Origin of the sequence: Actinomadura formosensis NBRC 14204 (genome assembly GCF_001552155.1) — a bacterium.
Lineage (GTDB): Bacteria > Actinomycetota > Actinomycetes > Streptosporangiales > Streptosporangiaceae > Spirillospora > Spirillospora formosensis.
This window is the reverse complement of record NZ_BCQQ01000009.1, coordinates 37,589-53,395: the sequence shown is the minus strand read 5'-3', so window position 1 is coordinate 53,395 and position 15,807 is coordinate 37,589. Positions and strand designations below refer to the sequence as shown.

Here is a 15,807-nt window from a genome sequence, read left to right as displayed (position 1 = left end):
CCGTCATGAACGCGCCCGAAGCGCAGCGTCAGCGCCCGATCGACGACAACCCCTTCCCCGACCGGGCGGCCGCCGAGACCCAGGGGCTGGACGACGAGGTCACCAGCATCGACACCGAGGCCGTCCATACGGCGGTCACGCTGCTGGACGGCTATTTCCGGCGGACGGCCGACAAGGGCGCCGCGCTCGCGGTCTCCGGTGAGCACGGCACCGGCAAGACGCACCTACTCTTTCAGCTGCTCCGCCGGGCCAAACGCCACGGCCCGGACGCCCGGTTCGTCTATGTGGACGCCCATAAAGGCACGTTTCACAATCTGTACCGCAACAACTTCCTCATGCAGTTCGACCGGGACGACATGACCGACCGGGTCCGCGAGTACTACGCGAACATCGTCGCCGACTCCCTGGAGAACACCGGTTTCCCCGCCGACATCACCGAACGCCTCCGCACCACCGATATCGACCCGCAGAAATTCGTCCGCCAGTTCAACCTCGCCGAAAGCACGTTCCTGGCGGACCTGAACGCCGGCCTCGCCCGGGTCACCCGGAACGAGGAGTTCGGCGCCGCGCTCGTCCTGCTGCTGAGGGCCGACCTCCGCGACGCCGTGTGGGAATGGCTGCGCGGCGAGCAGCCGAGCCCGCTGCTGGTCGAACGCGGCATCGAGAGCCGCATCACCAGCGACGCCCAGGCGCTGGAGGCGATGGGCGTGATCGCGCTGCTCTACCGCGGCCGCGCCCGGCACCTCGTGCTGACGTTCGACCAGTTGGACAAGGTGCTCCCCGGCCCCACCCCGCCCAGGCCCGACACGGTGACCGCGCTGCAGCGGCTGATCGAGCTGATGGCCGCCCAGGGCATCTTCCTCGTCCTGTCCGGCCTGCCGGAGTTCCTCGGCGGCATCGGCCGGCACGGGCAGGACCACGGGCTCAGCGCGGCGATCAGCACCGAGGGCCTGTCACCCGCGGAGGTGCGCTCCTACATCGAGAAGAACATCGCCCGCACCGGCTACCGCGAGCCGCTCGGGCCGTTCTCGCCGCAGATCGTCGAGTTCATCGCCGAACTCGCCGGGCACAGCGCCCGCAAGATGATCCAGATATGCCACGCCTGCTACCAGGAGTCGCTGACGAGCCGCGAGGTCACCAGCGACATGGTCCTGCGGGCGGCCCGCAGCCGGGTCGAGGCGGAGAGCGTCGTCCGCGACCGGATCACCGCGGAACTGCACAAGCAGGCCCGCGAGTACCACGTGGACCACCCGGTGAACGGGACCGGTGACGGGCCGCGCGCACCGTACTGGGTCCCGGCCGCCGACACCGGCTGCGCGCTGTTCCTGCAGAACTCGCTCGTCGTGCCCGAGGACACCACCGACGTGATCGCGCACGCCGACGCCGTCCGGGCCGCCGCGCCGGGGGCGCGCACCGCGCTGATCGTCAACGGCTTCCTGTCGGAACAGGCCAGGGATGCGGTGGGCGGGCACTTCACCGAACCGCCGCTGATCTACGCCGCGGAACGGTTCCCCGACGAGTTCTCCTGGCTGATGCGCCGCATGACCGAGCAGCTGGAGGCGTCCGGCGACGACCAGATGCGGGGCGTCCGGGCGAGCGTCAGCCGGCTCGCCGAGGCGCAGGGCACCACCCAGAACTTCCTGGAGATGCTGGCGTACCAGGTCGAATCGATGCGCAGCGCGTCCGAGCAGCAGTACGCCGACCTGTCCCGGCGGCTCCAGTCCCTCGGCCGCGACGAGGACCCCGCACCGCTGCCGGACGAGGTGGAGCAGATGTTCGCCGAGGTGCTGACCACCCTGAAGGAGATCACCGACGTGCGGACGGCGCTCGCCGGCATGTTCGGCGAACGCTCCCCGGGCGTCGCCTCCGGGCTGCTGCTCCGCCTGCAGAACAGCGGTGTCGTGCGGGCGGTGGGAGCCGCCACCCTGGCCGAAACGATGATCGGCGCCCTGCACGAAGCGGTACGGGACTGGTACCGGCGGCTGGACGGCCCGCCCACCGCCGAGCAGCATGCCGCCCTGGACGCCCTCTGCCGGAACTACGAGACCGTCATGGAGTACCTGCCGATCCAGGTGCTCGAAACACTGGCGCGCCAGACCTCGGACCCGCTGCCCGGGGGATCAGTCACGCGGCGGGATGCGCTGGGCCTTCCACAGACGGACCTGTACACGCTGCTGAGCGATCTTGCGTACCGGATCCGCCGGCACTTCGGTCCGGGCGGGCTCGGTCACCTCCCCTGACACCGCCGCACCCGGGAGCGTCCGCGGCACGGACACCGCCTCGGCCGTCCGCGCCCGGTGGGCGTGGAGGCCGTTGGCCGCCAGATACAGCAGGTTGACCACCAGGATGGCGGGGGCGACGACCGCGACGGTGCCACCGAAGACCGGCTCCAGCAGCAGCGCCAGGATGATCGCGGTGATGCCGTTCTGCTGCGCGAACGCCAGCAGCACCTTGTCCTGCACGGACTGCGAGCGCGTGAGCGGCAGGCTCACCAGCGCGTGCGCCGCGAACGCCGCCACGCCGAGCACCACCCCGGGCAGCGGTGAGACGCCCAGCGACAGCACGACGCCGAGCAGCACCGCGGCCAGCAGGAACGCCACGTCGATCGACCTGTCGAGGATCCGGTCCACGGCGTGCGGGCGCGACCGCAGCACCGGCCGGATGCTCAGCCCCACGAGCGCGACGGCCAGCACCCACATCCGCCACGTCCCGACCGCGAACACCGCCGCCAGCACCAGGCACGCGACGGGGAACTCCCACCGCGGCGCCGCCCTGCGCACCAGCCGGTGCAGCAGGACGGCCGCGGCCGCCACCCCGAGATTGCCCAGCAGATCGACGGTGAACATGGACCCGCTGAATTCGGGATGTGCGGACACCCCGCCGTCCCGGAACGGCAGGGCCAGCGCCGCGGCGTAGATGGTGAGCAGCGTCGTCACCGGATCATCGAAGGACGCCCAGGCCAGCAGCAGACCCCGGCCGCGGCGCGACAGCCGCGACGACTCGCCGAGAGCGCTCACCGACAGGGGGTCGATCTGCGCCACCGCGACGCCCAGCACCAGGAACGCCGGATTCCGGAACACCGCCAGCATCACCGCGGTGATCAGGACGGCCTTGAGGAACACGCCCACGGTGACGGCGAGGACGATGGTACGCAGATCGGAGCGCAGATGCCGCAGGTCGATGGCGCGGGTACTGCCGTACAGCCCGAGAGCCAACAAAAAGGCCACAAATGGGGAATAAAACGGTCCGCCCAAAATGTCGGTGACATGTCCGGATAACCGGCCGATGATCACACCCACCGCCACCATGCCGAGCATGAAGGCGAACCTTATGGCCATTTGCCCTGCTTCCTGGGTAAGGGAACCTGCGACGCCGTCGCCCCGCCATGATCATAAATCGGGGCCGGGCCGCGAGCAATCACCATTGAGTACGGAACATCTCGCCGGACAGTTCGGCGGCCAGATCACCGATCTTCTCATCGGCCTGGCTCACCCGCTTCTGATTAAGGGTGACCCCCACCAGATATTCGGTCGGGCCGAGCCGGTAATGGTAAATGGCCCCCTGCTCGACGTCGAGGACGATCCGCAGCATCCGGCCGCGCATCGCCAGGCGGGCGATCTGCCCGAGCTGCCGCGCGTACAGGCCGCACTCCCCCGCCAGCCGCCGGTAGTACGAGCGTCTGCTCTCCGGGTCGTCCTCCGGCAGCCAGGTCTCGACGACCCGCTCGTGCGACCAGAGATCCGTCTCCTCCACCACCCGTCCGTCCCGGACCAGGGCCATATAGATCAGCTCCGCGGGGTTCAGCAGCGCGGCCATCCGGTCCGTGCACGCGCTCTCGGCACCCCAGCGGTGCGGCGAGGACAGGCGCCCGGTGCCCGCCGCCGGCTCGTCCGTCCCCGCGTCCTCCGGCTCGGGGCTCAGGGTGAGCCAGCCACCGGGGTTCTGCCGGGGCAGCCCCATCCGGTCGCGCAGGGCGTTGCCGAGCTCACTGACGACGACGTCGGCGTCCCGGACGAGGGCCACCCGGGGAAGCGACGGGGGCGCCCCGCCCTCCTCCGCCGCGGCCACGCCGAACACGATCCCCAGCACATAGTTCTTCGGCGTGACGGCGATGGAGAAGAGCGCGCCCTGCTCGGTGTGCAGGACCATCCGGATGAGCCGTCCCGTCTCGGCCTCGCCCAGCTCCCGGTCCAGGGCGGTCATCATGAAGGCGAGCTGCTGCTCCGCCGCCTGGTACCTCGATCGCCGGTCCGCCGAGGCGTCCGGCGCGGCGGCGGCCAGTGCCGGGTCGTCCAGCACGTCCACGGCGAACTCGTAGACACCCCGGTTGTACTTGGCCAGGTGATGCGGCGCGCCCTCGCGCCGGATGCGTTCGCGGAACGCCGCCGCGGTCCAGTCGTCGACCGTCCGCTGCTCCGACCACAGATGCACGTCCGGGAGCGGCAACGAAGCTCCTTCCATATCGGTCTCCTTCTTGCCTCGCCTGTCAGATGAACGGCACGTCCAGATAGACCCGCGCCTGCCGGGGCCGCTCTCGCACCGGCCGGATCGCCCCGCCCTCCCGGAGGAGTTCACCGGCCGCGGCCGTGTACGGGTGGTCGCGGCCCAGGAACTCCAGCGCGTCCGCCCGCGCCGCCTCCGCGCGCAGCCTCGCGTCGTCGGCACGGCCGAGCTCGGCCAGCGCCCACGCCTGGTGCAGGGCGGCCACGATCGTCCACGGGTGCTGCTCGCCGAGCGTCTCGGCGAGGGCGTCGCCGGCGTCCTGGAGGATGCCCAGCGCCCGCTTCGCGGCACCGCCCGCCTCCAGCGTGAACACCCCCAGATCGACCCGGCACAGCTGGACGATCGGATGATCGGGGGCGTACACGGAGGCGAACTCGTCGCAGCACCGCTCGGCGCGCTTGACGGCCGCCCGGTACGCGCCCGTCATCGCCAGCTCCACGCCCAGGCTCAGCTCGGTGGCGAGCGCGCTCGGATGGTCGGCGCCCAGCAGCCCGCGCAGCCCGCGCAGGGTCTCGGTGATCCGCTTGTGCGGAGGGCCGGAGTCGACGCCCCGGTCGCAGCGGATCGCCACCGCGAAGCTGCGCATCAGCTCCAGCGTCGCGATCTCGTTGGGCGTGTCCATCGACCGGGCCTCGCGGAGGCTGAAGTCCAGGTGCCGCCGCGCCCGCGGCCAGTCGCCGATCCCGCCCAGATAGTCGCCGACCCTCCGGGCCATCAGCAGCGCGGTCCAGTCGCGTTCGCCGGCCTCGGCCGTCCGCTGCCGCCAGGCCGCCTCGGCGGTACGGAGAGCCAGCGTGTACTGGCCCATGAGGAACGCCGATTCGGCGAGGTTGATCCTCGCCAGCCACGTTTCCCGGTGGTCATCGCCGAACATCCGCCGGAACTGCTCATAGACGCCCTGGATCTCGCCCAGCGACTCGGCGAAGCGCCCGAGCCCCCGCAGGTCGGCGGACCTGCCGCGCAGCTCGGCCAGCGCCCAGAACTCACCGGCCGCACCGAGCTCCCGCAGGGCCGTCAGGGCGCGCTCGCCGTTCCGGGACGCCGAGGCGAAGTCGCCGAGAACCCGGCAGACATTGGCCATCTGCCCCAGCGTCCTCGCCGTGACCAGGTCGTCCGGCCAGCGGGCCAGCGCGCGGTCGGCCAGGGCGAGCAGCTCCCGCGCGCCGGCCTCGTCGCCGGAGGCGTACTGGAAGCGCATCTGCTCGACGAACCAGCGCCGCGCCCACGGCTCGGTGCGCTCCGCGGCGCCCAGCGGGCCGATGTGCCGGAGCAGCTCGGCGAAGCGGTCCGCGTGCCGGCCGATCGGCCCGTCCACCACGGGCGGGACGGTCCTGCCCACGGCCTCCAGGACCTGGGCGTTGCGGGCCTCGGCCTCGCCGGTGTCGGCGAGCAGCCCGCGGATCAGCTCCTGAACCGACCGGTGCGTCCTGAAGAGGGGCACGCGTTTCCACAGGACCCGGCCCAGCCCGTATCTGGCGCAGATGTGCAGCAACTGGTCGAGGACCATGCTGTCGGCGTCGATGAGCGCCCCGTCCTCCTGGCCGGCGACCTTCTCCAGCATGGTCAGGAACGGCACCGTGGACAGCAGCTCATGGCTGACGCCCTCCGGGGACAGCCACGCGCACATTTCGAGCAGCCGCACGGCCAGCCGTTCGAGCGGGCCGCTCTCCTCCAGCGTCCGCAGGGTCAGCGCCAGGCACGCCGCGGTGATGTCCGGGCCGCCTTCCGCGACATGCCGTTCCACGCGCGCGGTGTACTCGGCGGCGGCCCACGCCGCCGCCTCCTCGGTGCCCACCGACCGCGCGGCGAGCCAATCGGCGGTCTCGGCGAGCCAGGCCGCGGCGAGATGGAGCGCCAGCGGCCGCCCGCCCAGCATCGCCACGACGCCCTGCGCCTGCTCGGCCGTGAGCCCGGCAACGCGCTCGCGCAGCAGCGCGGCGCCCGGCTCCGCCGCGAGCGCCGCCAGCCGGTCGCGGGCGTACGGCGTCCCGGCGCCCGGACCGGTTTCCGGCGCGGTCCGGGCGGTGACGAGCACGTGGCCGGGGCCGCCGGACGGGATGAGATCCGCCAGGCCGGCGAGGTCCTCCGCATCGTCGTAGATCAGCAGCCAGGGCCCGCGGGAGGCGCGCAGCTCCGCGACCGCGGCGGCCGCCTTGTCGCCCCGCGCCGGAACGCCCAGCGCGTCGGCCAGCTCGGCCAGCCCGCTCCGGACGAGGGGCATGGTGCGCGCCGAGACCCACCAGATCAGCCGGTAGTCGGACCGGAAGAGCCGCAGGTACTCCAGGACCATCGCGGTCTTGCCGATGCCCGGCGGCCCGTCCAGCACGTACGGTTCGCAGCCGTCGGTGTCGCTCATCAGCCGGTCGCGGAGCCGGGTCAGCTCCGCCACCCGCCCGGCGAAGGGCTGCCGGGCCGGCGGCGCGAAATTCGTCTGGAGCGGGCCGGCGTCCCGCTCCAGCGGGAAGACCGGCTCGAACACCCGGTGCCGGGCCGGCTCGCTCACCAGCCCCAGCCGGCCGAGCAGCCGCAGGCCCACCTGGCTCGGGGTGCCCTCGTCCAGCTCGATGAGCCGCATCACCGGCGGGACCGCGGCGGCGTCGGCTCCGGGCACCAGCAGCGCGATGTCGCCGGGGCGGTCGGGCAGGGGGCCCGCGAGCGCGCCGAGCAGGCGCTCGGACACGATCCAGATCGCGCGGCCGGGAGCCACGGCGGGCGCGCCGGACAGCACCGCGTCCGGGCCGGCGAGAACGGCCTCCGCGCCGCCCTCGCGGAGCCGGGCCCGCACCCAGTCGGCGTAACGCCGGTCGGGCCAGCGATGCACGATCGTGAACCGGCCCGTGTCCCGCGGGTCGTCCATGCCGAGGGCGGCGCGGTAGTTGCCGCGCAGTTCGGCGGGGAGCGCCGGCGGGCCGGTGACCGCGCCCCGGGTCAGCTCGGCCGCGAGCCGGGCGTAGGCGAGGACCCGGACGGTGCCCGGGTCGTCGGCGAGCGTGACGAGGATCTGCCTGGAGTCCCGTTCCGGGACGGACGGCACCCGCAGGATCGGGGGCTCCCCGTCCAGCAGGAAGTCGCCGAACCATTCGGCGACGAGCTCGGCGGACACGCGGCGGCGCGGCGGGCCGCCGTCGCGCGGCTCGACCTCCAGCGGCAGCACCCGCACGCCCGTGACCGCCCGGGAGGCGATCTTGTCGGCGATGTCGGCGGCGCCGGCGACCGACGGCCGGCTCGGTTCGAAGAGCACGACGGCCTGGTCCACGCCCCGCGCCACGACGTCGATGACGTCGTCGTCCGGGTCGGTCGGCGCGTCCACCAGGACGTAGTCGTACCGCGACGCGTCGATCTCGGCGCGCAGCCGGGCCACGGTGTCCTCGATCGGGTCGTCCCAGGGCAGGCTGGGCACGCCCGCTCCGTCGAGCGGCCGCGGGGCGACGAGGTCGATCGCCTCGATGTCGCCGGGCGGCTGGTACCGCGCGGCCTGCCAGCGGCCCCGGCGCTCCCGCGTCAGCTCGTCGAACCGCGCGGCGAGCGCCTCGGTCTCGCCGCAGGGGTCGGCTCCGAACCGCGCGAAGTAGCCGTCCGCGCCGGGTCTCTCCGCGCTCCAGTCGACGATCAGGACGCGGGCCCGCGCGCCGGCCAGGATCAGCGCGATGTTCGCCACCGTCGTCGTCCGGCCCAGCCCCGGGGTGCGCGCGACGAACGCCATGCATTCGACATGGCGTGATTCCCCTCCGGGTTCTGCGGCGCTCACTCGTCCTCCTCCTCCGCGGCCGATCGCCCGGGCTTTTCGGTACATGCCGTATTCATGAAACTGGCGTATCCCCAGCCTTCCCCATCTCGTTCGCGCCGCGCGCGTGCCAGCGCCTCTTCGAGGACAGAGCCGTCCGCAAGACGCAAAGCCGCGAGATCGATTTCGGAGAGATCGACCAGGTCCTGTCGCCCGGCTTCCGCCATGTCCTCACCGCCCGTGTCCAGACCGGCCACTATCGTAGGCATAGCATGTCTTTTTGGAACCATGTTCCGCCGGAATTGGCCGCGATCCAGTGTCACGGGACACAAAAACCACCTCAGGCCGGTCTAGACTCGATTCATGATCGACCGTCAAATTGGCCGACACCGGCCGAATGCGGCGGCGAATCCCTTTCGTCAGTTCATACTCAAGGTGCACAGCCGCTGCAATCTCTCCTGCCGCTATTGCTACCTGTACACGATGGCGGACCAGCGGTGGCGGCACCGGCCGCCGGCGATGTCCGCGGCGGTCGCGGAGGCGGCGGCGGCCCGGATCGCCGAGCACGCGCGCGGCCACGGGCTGCGCGAGGTCTCGATCGTCCTGCACGGAGGGGAACCGCTGCTCGCGGGCGCGGACCGGATCCGGCGGGTCGTCGACGCCGTCCGGGACCGGCTGGACGGCGTGGCCGGCGCGCATTTCTCCCTGCAGACCAACGGGACGCTGCTGACGCGCGGCTTCCTGCGGCTGTTCGCCGAACTGGACGTCCGGGTGGGGGTCAGCCTCGACGGAGACCAGGCCGCCCACGACCGGGCCCGGCCGGGACCGCGCGGAGGGAGTCACGGCCGCGTCGCGCGGGGCCTGGGCGAGCTGACCGCCCCGGAGTTCCGGCATCTGTTCGGCGGGCTGCTCTGCGTCATCGACCTCGACCAGGATCCTCTCGCCGCCTACGAGGCCCTGCTGGCCTTCGCACCGCCCGCCATCGACCTGCTGCTGCCGCACGCTACCTGGTCATCGCCGCCCGCCGGGCCGCCGGGCGCGTACGCGCGGTGGCTGATCCCGGTGTTCGACCGCTGGTTCGGCGCACCGGTCCGGCGGACCCGGATCCGGCTGTTCGAGGAGATCATCAACGTCCTGCTGGGCGGCGGATCGTCCGTCGAGGGCATCGGGACGACGCCCGCCGCGATGCTCGTGGTGGAGACCGACGGCCGGATCGAGCAGTCCGACATCCTCGCCGTCGCCTACGAGAACGCGGCCGACCTCGGCCTCGACGTGTTCCACGACGACTTCGACTCGGCGCTCCGGCATCCGCGCACCGTCGCGCGCCAGATGGGGGCGCACGGAGTGCCGTCCGAATGCCGCCCGTGCCGCTGGGCGCGGACCTGTGGCGGCGGTCTTTATCCGCACCGTTATCGCGCCGGGTCGGGCTTCGATCATCGCTCGGTCTACTGCACGGATCTCGATGCGTTGTTCCGCCACATCCACGCCGCCCTCACCAAAGAGATCACGGCTCTCTCGGCGAAACCGACCTAGTGCGTGGAAGAGCCGCAAATCAGGACGAGTCGGAAAAATCTTGGTCTGTGATGTTAGGTCGGGGATGTGGCGGTTAGGCCATGTCGCGAGGCGATATAACCGACCGGGTCCGGCCGGGATCGCCGAGCCGCAGGGACGACGAGAGGAAGGGAGCAGACCCATGACCACTCATCCCGCGGGAGGCATCGAGCAGCACCCCGACATCATCGAGATGCGCGCCCGGTACGAGGCCGCGGCGGAGACCCCCGTCGCGCAGGGCGTGAACGGTCTCATCGCCCTCACCGGCCTCTACCTGGCGGCGTCCCCCTGGATCGTGGGATTCGGCGGGCGGACCAACCTCACGGTCAACAACCTGATCATGGGGGTCGCGCTGACCCTGCTGGCCGCCGGATTCGCGTCCGCCTACGGCCGCACCCACACGATGAGCTGGGTGACCCCGGTCATCGGGATCTGGACGATCATCGCACCGTGGGCGGTGGCCGGCGACATGGCCACGACCTCGACCATCTGGAGCAACGTCGTGACGGGGGCGATAGCGCTCGTCCTCGGCATGGCCGCGATGGGCGTGGCGATGATGCGCGGGCGCGTCTAGGGCGACCGGTCCGGGCCGGCGCCGGGCGCCGGCCCGGACCCATGTCCGCGGAGGATCGGCGAAAGGCCGACGCGGCCCGGCCGGGCGTGGCATGATCGGCCGGTCCCCCTGAGATCGGAGGCGGCGGTCGTGGAGCCATCGAGTCACGTCCCTTACGGAAACGGCGGCACTCCCTACGGCGCACCGCCGAACGCGCCCCATGGCACGTCTCAACCCGGGCCCTATGGCACACCTCAAGCGCCCTATGGCACGCCCCAAGCCGCGCACTATTCGGCGCCGCCGCAGAATGCGCACCGGGGTGCTCCGCAGGCGCCGCCGCAGCCGACGCCGTACGGGACTCCGCAGGTCGTCCAGTGCCGTTTCTGCGGCTGCGTGCCCGCGGCCGACACGACCTTCCGCGGCCACCGCGGAATGATCGTCGTTATGTCCTTCTTGCACGTCAAGGGACCGTTCTGCCGGAATTGCGGCCTGTCGGTGTTCCGGGACATGACGGCCAAGACCCTGATCGGCGGCTGGTGGGGTTATGTCTCCTTCATCATCACGCCGATCACCGTGCTGATCAATCTGACCCGGCACGCCAAGGTGGCCGGCCTCGCCGCCCCGATGCCGCCGCCCGGCGGGCTGCCGTACCAGCGGCCCGCCGACCCGGGCGCCCCGCTGCTGACCCGGCCCATCGCGATCATCGGCGCGATGGTGCCGCTGCTGCTCCTCGTCCTGGTCATCGCGGTCAATCTGGGCGGCTGACCTTTTAGGGCCTGAGCCGCCCCGGGTGGTCTCGGTTCAGGCCCGCTTGCAGCCGTTGCCGCCGCCCGCCCGCCTACTCGGGTTTCGGGTGGGACGCGACGAGAGGCGTGTCCACGCCGAGCGCGCCGAGTTTGGTGGCGCCGCCGGGGGCGCCGAGCGGCTCGCCGCGGCCGGGCAGGGGCTCGGCGAAGAACCGCGCGTTGTCCTCCCGGTACGGCTCCAGCGCCGCCGGCAGGTCGTCCTCGTAGTAGATCGCCTCCACCGGGCAGACCGGCTCGCACGCACCGCAGTCGACGCACTCGTCCGGATGGATGTACAGCGAGCGCTCGCCCTCATAGATGCAGTCGACCGGGCATTCGTCGACGCAGGCGCGGTCCAGCACATCGATGCACGGCTCAGCGATCACGTAGGTCACGGCAGGTCTCCTCAGCGACGTTGTGACGGCCCCTATTTTGCACTACTGTCCCTGTATAAACAATCCGAGCTTGGATAAATCCAGGGAGGTGGGTCCGACGACCACGGCCGATCCGCCCGCCACGGACCAGGATCCGGTGGCGGCACTGACCCGCCTGCTCTCCCGCGCGGTCCGCGCGCTGGGGCAGGCGGGCCACCCCGGCGACGCGAGCCGCCTGGCCGCCGACGGCTGGGTGGCGCTCCGCCACGCGCGTCCCGCGGAGGCCGAGCGCCTCAACGGCGTCATGCACTACCTGGCCCGCCTGCCCGACGACCGGCAGAACGACACCCCGAAGGAGACCGACATGACCGCCGAGGACCGTCCGCTCGACGTCCGCTCCGAGGCCCCCGCGCGCCGCCACACCCTGATCTTCGAGACGTGGACGTCGCTCAGCCCGGGCGAGGGTTTCGTGCTCATCAACGACCACGACCCGAAGCCGCTGTACTACCAGTTCGCCGCCGAGCACGAGGGGGCGTTCACCTGGGACTACCTGGAGGAGGGGCCGGAGACGTGGCGGGTCCGCATCGGCCGCACCGCCGCCGCCTAGCGGGGGGCGGGCGGCCCGGTCGCCGGGCCGCCCGTCCGTCCTGCGGATCAGGGCCGCACGCCCTGGCACACCCAGCCGTCGGGCGTCCGGCCGGAGGCGATGAACCGGTGGAGCCGATCGGCCGCCTCGGGCGCCAGCACCGCGTCGGCCTGCGGGTAGAGGATCGGCTCCTCCTTGGAGTTGTGCCGATCCAGCATGCCGAGCAGCTCGTCGCACAGGCGCCGCACCTCATCGGCCCCCGTCCCCTCGGCGGCCTCGGCCTCCAGCCGGTCCATCGTCCGCCACAGCTCGCCGTGCTCGCGGAGCATGACGAAGACCGGCGCCATCAGGCCCGCCTCCCGCAGCGGCGGGAACAGGAACTCCTCTTCGAGGTAGATGTGGCGGCGCAGTCCCTCCAGCGCCCGCTTGAGCGGCGCGGTGTCCCGCCCGCCCTGCGTCAGGCCGGCCGCGAAGACCTCGATCCCCTCGTCTATCTCCCGGTGTTCACGCTCCAGCACCGCGGACAGCGTCTCGCTCCCCATGCGCTCTCCCCTGTTCATTCGGATATCCCTTGTTTTTATATGACACCGCCTGTAAAAACTAATGATATGGGGAACCAGCCGGCGCGTCGGACGGCCGGCGCCGGTGCGGACGGGCGCCGGCGCGCGATGCTGTCCGGGGTGAGCCGCAGCGCGGTGCTGGAGACCCTGCGGGCCGCGCAGTCCCCGCTCTCGGTGGCCGAGGTGGCCGCCCGGGTCGGCCTGCACCCCAACACCGTCCGGCGGCATCTCGACCGGCTGACCGCGGACGGCCAGGCGGACCGCACCACGGAGAGCCGGAACCGTCCCGGCCGGCCCCGGCAGCTCTACACGGCGCGGGCGGGGGCGGGCGACCCCGCGTCCGACGAGGCGGCGGAGTCGGGGTACCGGCTGCTCGCCGACATCCTCGCCGGGCATCTCACCGGCATCAGCCCCGACCCGGCGGCCGCGGCCGGACGGGCGGGCCGCGTCTGGGGCGGCTACCTGATCGGCAAGCCGCCGCCCTTCACCCGGATCAGCCCGGAGCAGGCGGCCGAACTGCTCACCGAGCTGCTCGGCGAACTCGGCTTCGCCCCCGCCCCGGACCCCGCGGGCGGCGGCATCACGCTGCACGCCTGCCCGTTCCGCGAGGTCGCCGAGCACCACCCGGACGTGGCCTGCGGAGTCCACCTCGGGCTCATGCAGGGCGCTCTCGCGGAACTCGGGACGCCCGCGAGCAGCGTCCGGCTGGAGCCGTTCGCCGCGCCCCGCACCTGCCGGGCCCGCATCGAGACGGACCCCGGCGCACCCCCCGACGGAAAGGACGCACACCAGTGAGCGAGCGCGGCACCGTAGACCCCGCCGGCGACCGGGCCGGCCTGCCGGTGACGGCATGGCTCGCGGACGCCCCCGACACGAGCCTGCTCCGCGAGATGCTGCGCGAGGTCCTGGACCCGGAACTCGGCGTCAACATCATCGACCTCGGCCTCGTCTACGACGTCGGCGTGACCGACGGGGTGGCGCGGGTCCGGATGACCATGACCACCCCGGCGTGCCCGCTCAGCGGCTATTTCGAGGACACGATCCGCGCCGCGCTGTGGGGCGCGCCCGGCGTCGACGACGTCGAGACCGAGATCGTGTGGGAGCCGGTCTGGGAACCGGACATGATGAGCGACGCCGCCAAGGAGGCCCTCGGCTGGCGCGGGTGACCGCTCCGCGGCGAACCGGCCCTGACCCCCTACCGATCCGACCGCCGTTGACCGCCATTCGTTGGGTTTTGGGGGGGTTCAGCAGACCCACGGTTCGCGCGACAACACTGAGCTCCTTGGATACCCTGGGAGCGGACCGCCGGGGATGATACGGCGCGGTCGAGGTACTTCCGCGCATTTCGGCGGACGATGGTGCAGAGGCGTTTTCGGTGAAGGATGTTGTTGTGGTGCATGTGGGCAGGATCGCGCGGTTCGACGAAGTTCGCGGTTATGGATTCATCACGCCCGACGAGGGTGGTCCCGACGTCTTCGTTCATGTGAACGACCTGAACGACGACAAGAGTCTGATCACCACGGGGACGTCCGTCGAATACGAGCTCATCGACGGCGAGCGCGGTCTGAAGGCGTTCGACGTCAGCGTCATCGGCGACCGCTCCGTCCCCTCCGTCGCCGGTCCCGGGCGGGCCTCCACGGCGGACGACGAGGGCCTGTGCGACGTCCTCACCGAGACGGAACTGCGCATCGAACTCACCGAGCTGATCCTCGAAACCGTGCCGGAACTGACCGGAGCCCACCTGATCAAACTGCGCGAAGGTCTGCTCACCTTCGCCCGCAAGCACGGCTGGAGCGAGGACTGATCTCCCCGCCCTTTTCTCCCTGTGCCATTGGGCAGGGCGTGCAGATCCCGAACTGACCGGCCCGTGAATCGGAATCGCGTCAGCCGCCGTCGTAGACGAGGAGGCCGTCGTCGCGGAGGCGGGCGCCGGAGGTCGGGGTGTGGCCGGTCAGGCGGCCGTCGTGGGCCAGGTGCAGGACGGGTCTGCCGCGGGCCAGGACCGCGTAGTCGGCGATGATGCGGCGGTGGCAGCGCCACCAGAGCGACTCGCCGCACATCACGGCCGTGCGGGTGCCGGCGGCGTCGCGGAGCAGGTCGTCCATGGCGGCCAGGAAACCGGGGTCGCGCGTGTATTCGGCGTATCCGCGGAAGGAATCGTTGCGCCAGAAGGTGTCGGGTGCGTCCGGCGCGGGCCGCCGGAACCCGCCGAGGCGCTTCTCCCACCGGTAGCCGATCCCCGCGGCGGGCAGCCATTCCCGCAGGGCGGTGCGATGCACGTCCGGGTTGCGGCGGCTGCCGGGCGCGGTGCGCACGTCCACCACGGAGCACACCCCCGCGTCGCGCAGGAGACGGGTCAGCTCCTCGCGCCCCGCGGTGCCGTGCCCGAACGTCAGCAGCGGCTCCACATCGTCCAGGCTTCCCGGCAGGGACGGCGGAACACCCGCATGCGCTCCTTCGGCCGTTGCGGAGACGCCGTACGACCGTCAAGATCCCTGGGCGGGGCCGCGCGCGTGGGAGCCTTGTGCCCGTGACGTCGTCCAGTGCGGAGCCCGGTGCGCGGCAGGTCATGGGCCGGCCCCGCGTGACCTCGCGGGACGCCTTGGAGCGGCTGGCCTTCGAGTTGTTCGCCCGGCAGGGGTTCGACAAGACCACGGTGGACGACATCGCGGCGGCGGCGGGCATCGGGCGGCGGACGCTGTTCCGCTACTTCGCGTCCAAGAACGACCTGGTGTGGGGGGACTTCGACCGGCAGTTGCGGAAGCTGCGCACCCTGCTGGCCGGGGCCGATCCGCGCACGCCGATCCTGGAGGCGGTGCGCGCGGCCGTGGTGGAGTTCAACCGGTTCGACCCGGAAGAGGTCCCCTGGCACCGGCAGCGGATGGAGCTCATCCTGACCGTGCCGACCCTGCAGGCCGACTCGACGCTGCGCTACACGGCCTGGCGCGACATCATCGAGGAGTTCGTGGCCCGGCGCACCGGGCTGCCGGCGACGGCGACGCCGGTCCGGCTGGCCGGCAACGTCCTGCTGTCCGCGGCGGTCACCGCCTACGAGCAGTGGCTGTCCAGCCCGGACGTGGCGCTGCCCGACCTGCTGAACGAGACGATCCGGCAGGTGGGGGCCGGGCTGGCGGAGACGCTGGAGAACGCGTCCTAGACGGCCGGGTCCCG

At 71.9% G+C, this 15,807-nt stretch carries 16 protein-coding genes; 9 read left to right on the top strand and 7 right to left on the bottom strand.

Annotated features, from left to right (window positions below):
* Positions 1–5: 5 nt before the first annotated feature.
* Positions 6–2,240 (top strand): P-loop NTPase family protein, encoded by a 2,235-nt coding sequence (locus tag AF1_RS03845; protein ID WP_067793594.1) that lies wholly within the window; start codon positions 6–8, stop codon positions 2,238–2,240.
* Here the strand turns inward: AF1_RS03845 and AF1_RS34095 are convergent.
* The 4 genes from AF1_RS34095 to AF1_RS03830 form a co-directional block, all read right to left on the bottom strand.
* The gene (locus tag AF1_RS34095; protein ID WP_131732740.1) at positions 2,121–3,227 is read right to left on the bottom strand and encodes a cation:proton antiporter; all 1,107 of its coding nucleotides are present in this window, start codon (positions 3,225–3,227) and stop codon (positions 2,121–2,123) included. The genes AF1_RS03845 and AF1_RS34095 overlap by 120 nt on opposite strands.
* Positions 3,228–3,417: 190 nt before the next feature.
* Complete coding sequence (locus AF1_RS03840) at positions 3,418–4,461, bottom strand: hypothetical protein (protein WP_131732741.1); 1,044 nt, start codon at positions 4,459–4,461, stop codon at positions 3,418–3,420.
* 25 nt (positions 4,462–4,486) lie between these two features.
* Positions 4,487–8,251: an FxSxx-COOH system tetratricopeptide repeat protein gene (gene fxsT / locus AF1_RS03835; protein WP_131732742.1), complete on the bottom strand. Its 3,765-nt coding sequence runs from the start codon at positions 8,249–8,251 to the stop codon at positions 4,487–4,489.
* Positions 8,248–8,484 carry a hypothetical protein gene (locus tag AF1_RS03830; protein WP_131732743.1) on the bottom strand — a complete coding sequence of 79 codons (237 nt, stop codon included), beginning with the start codon at positions 8,482–8,484 and terminating at the stop codon, positions 8,248–8,250. The genes fxsT and AF1_RS03830 overlap by 4 nt, the downstream gene beginning before the upstream one ends.
* 106 nt (positions 8,485–8,590) lie before the next feature.
* Here AF1_RS03830 and AF1_RS03825 point away from each other — a divergent pair, with 106 nt between their 5' ends.
* From AF1_RS03825 to AF1_RS03815, 3 genes are all read left to right on the top strand, one after another.
* A complete protein-coding gene (locus AF1_RS03825) occupies positions 8,591–9,760 on the top strand; it encodes an FxsB family cyclophane-forming radical SAM/SPASM peptide maturase (protein ID WP_067793590.1) in 1,170 nt (389 codons plus the stop codon).
* Positions 9,761–9,920: 160 nt separating this feature from the next.
* Entirely contained in the window at positions 9,921–10,352 is a 432-nt protein-coding gene (locus AF1_RS03820) for an SPW repeat protein (protein ID WP_067793589.1), read from the top strand.
* A gap of 423 nt (positions 10,353–10,775) precedes the next feature.
* On the top strand, positions 10,776–11,096 hold the full coding sequence (locus tag AF1_RS03815) for a hypothetical protein (protein WP_067793588.1): 321 nt from the start codon (positions 10,776–10,778) through the stop codon (positions 11,094–11,096).
* Between the two features lie 73 nt (positions 11,097–11,169).
* Here AF1_RS03815 and fdxA read toward each other — a convergent pair whose 3' ends face one another.
* The gene (gene fdxA, locus AF1_RS03810) at positions 11,170–11,511 is read right to left on the bottom strand and encodes a ferredoxin (protein WP_067793587.1); all 342 of its coding nucleotides are present in this window, start codon (positions 11,509–11,511) and stop codon (positions 11,170–11,172) included.
* 88 nt (positions 11,512–11,599) lie between these two features.
* Between fdxA and AF1_RS35730 the strand changes: the two genes are divergently transcribed.
* Positions 11,600–12,097: a DUF2249 domain-containing protein gene (locus AF1_RS35730; RefSeq protein WP_207394095.1), complete on the top strand. Its 498-nt coding sequence runs from the start codon at positions 11,600–11,602 to the stop codon at positions 12,095–12,097.
* A 47-nt stretch (positions 12,098–12,144) separates the two neighbouring features.
* Here AF1_RS35730 and AF1_RS03800 read toward each other — a convergent pair whose 3' ends face one another.
* Positions 12,145–12,618 (bottom strand): hemerythrin domain-containing protein, encoded by a 474-nt coding sequence (locus tag AF1_RS03800; RefSeq protein WP_067793586.1) that lies wholly within the window; start codon positions 12,616–12,618, stop codon positions 12,145–12,147.
* A 66-nt stretch (positions 12,619–12,684) separates the two neighbouring features.
* On the opposite strand from AF1_RS03800, the gene AF1_RS03795 reads away from it, so the two are divergent.
* The 3 genes from AF1_RS03795 to AF1_RS03785 all read left to right on the top strand — a co-directional run bounded on the left by AF1_RS03795 (position 12,685) and on the right by AF1_RS03785 (position 14,440).
* Complete coding sequence (locus AF1_RS03795) at positions 12,685–13,431, top strand: helix-turn-helix transcriptional regulator (RefSeq protein ID WP_067793585.1); 747 nt, start codon at positions 12,685–12,687, stop codon at positions 13,429–13,431.
* On the top strand, positions 13,428–13,802 hold the full coding sequence (locus AF1_RS03790) for a metal-sulfur cluster assembly factor (protein WP_217999800.1): 375 nt from the start codon (positions 13,428–13,430) through the stop codon (positions 13,800–13,802). The genes AF1_RS03795 and AF1_RS03790 overlap by 4 nt, the downstream gene beginning before the upstream one ends.
* 209 nt (positions 13,803–14,011) lie before the next feature.
* The gene (locus AF1_RS03785; protein WP_242608889.1) at positions 14,012–14,440 is read left to right on the top strand and encodes a cold-shock protein; all 429 of its coding nucleotides are present in this window, start codon (positions 14,012–14,014) and stop codon (positions 14,438–14,440) included.
* Between the two features lie 79 nt (positions 14,441–14,519).
* Here the strand turns inward: AF1_RS03785 and AF1_RS03780 are convergent, their stop codons facing one another.
* Positions 14,520–15,044, bottom strand: coding sequence for a DUF488 domain-containing protein (locus tag AF1_RS03780; RefSeq protein ID WP_207394096.1), 525 nt, complete (start codon positions 15,042–15,044; stop codon positions 14,520–14,522).
* Positions 15,045–15,166: 122 nt separating this feature from the next.
* Here AF1_RS03780 and mftR point away from each other — a divergent pair, with 122 nt between their 5' ends.
* The gene (gene mftR / locus AF1_RS03775) at positions 15,167–15,793 is read left to right on the top strand and encodes a mycofactocin system transcriptional regulator (protein WP_242608890.1); all 627 of its coding nucleotides are present in this window, start codon (positions 15,167–15,169) and stop codon (positions 15,791–15,793) included.
* Positions 15,794–15,807 lie beyond the last annotated feature (14 nt).

Coding starts and splice junctions, on each gene's coding strand:
- AF1_RS03845 (WP_067793594.1), top strand. CDS start 6: ATGAACGCGCCCGAAGCGCAGCGTCAGCGCCCGATCGACGACAACCCC.
- AF1_RS03840 (WP_131732741.1), bottom strand. CDS start 4,461: ATGGAAGGAGCTTCGTTGCCGCTCCCGGACGTGCATCTGTGGTCGGAG.
- AF1_RS03825 (WP_067793590.1), top strand. CDS start 8,591: ATGATCGACCGTCAAATTGGCCGACACCGGCCGAATGCGGCGGCGAAT.
- AF1_RS03820 (WP_067793589.1), top strand. CDS start 9,921: ATGACCACTCATCCCGCGGGAGGCATCGAGCAGCACCCCGACATCATC.
- AF1_RS03815 (WP_067793588.1), top strand. CDS start 10,776: ATGTCCTTCTTGCACGTCAAGGGACCGTTCTGCCGGAATTGCGGCCTG.
- AF1_RS03800 (WP_067793586.1), bottom strand. CDS start 12,618: ATGGGGAGCGAGACGCTGTCCGCGGTGCTGGAGCGTGAACACCGGGAG.
- AF1_RS03795 (WP_067793585.1), top strand. CDS start 12,685: ATGGGGAACCAGCCGGCGCGTCGGACGGCCGGCGCCGGTGCGGACGGG.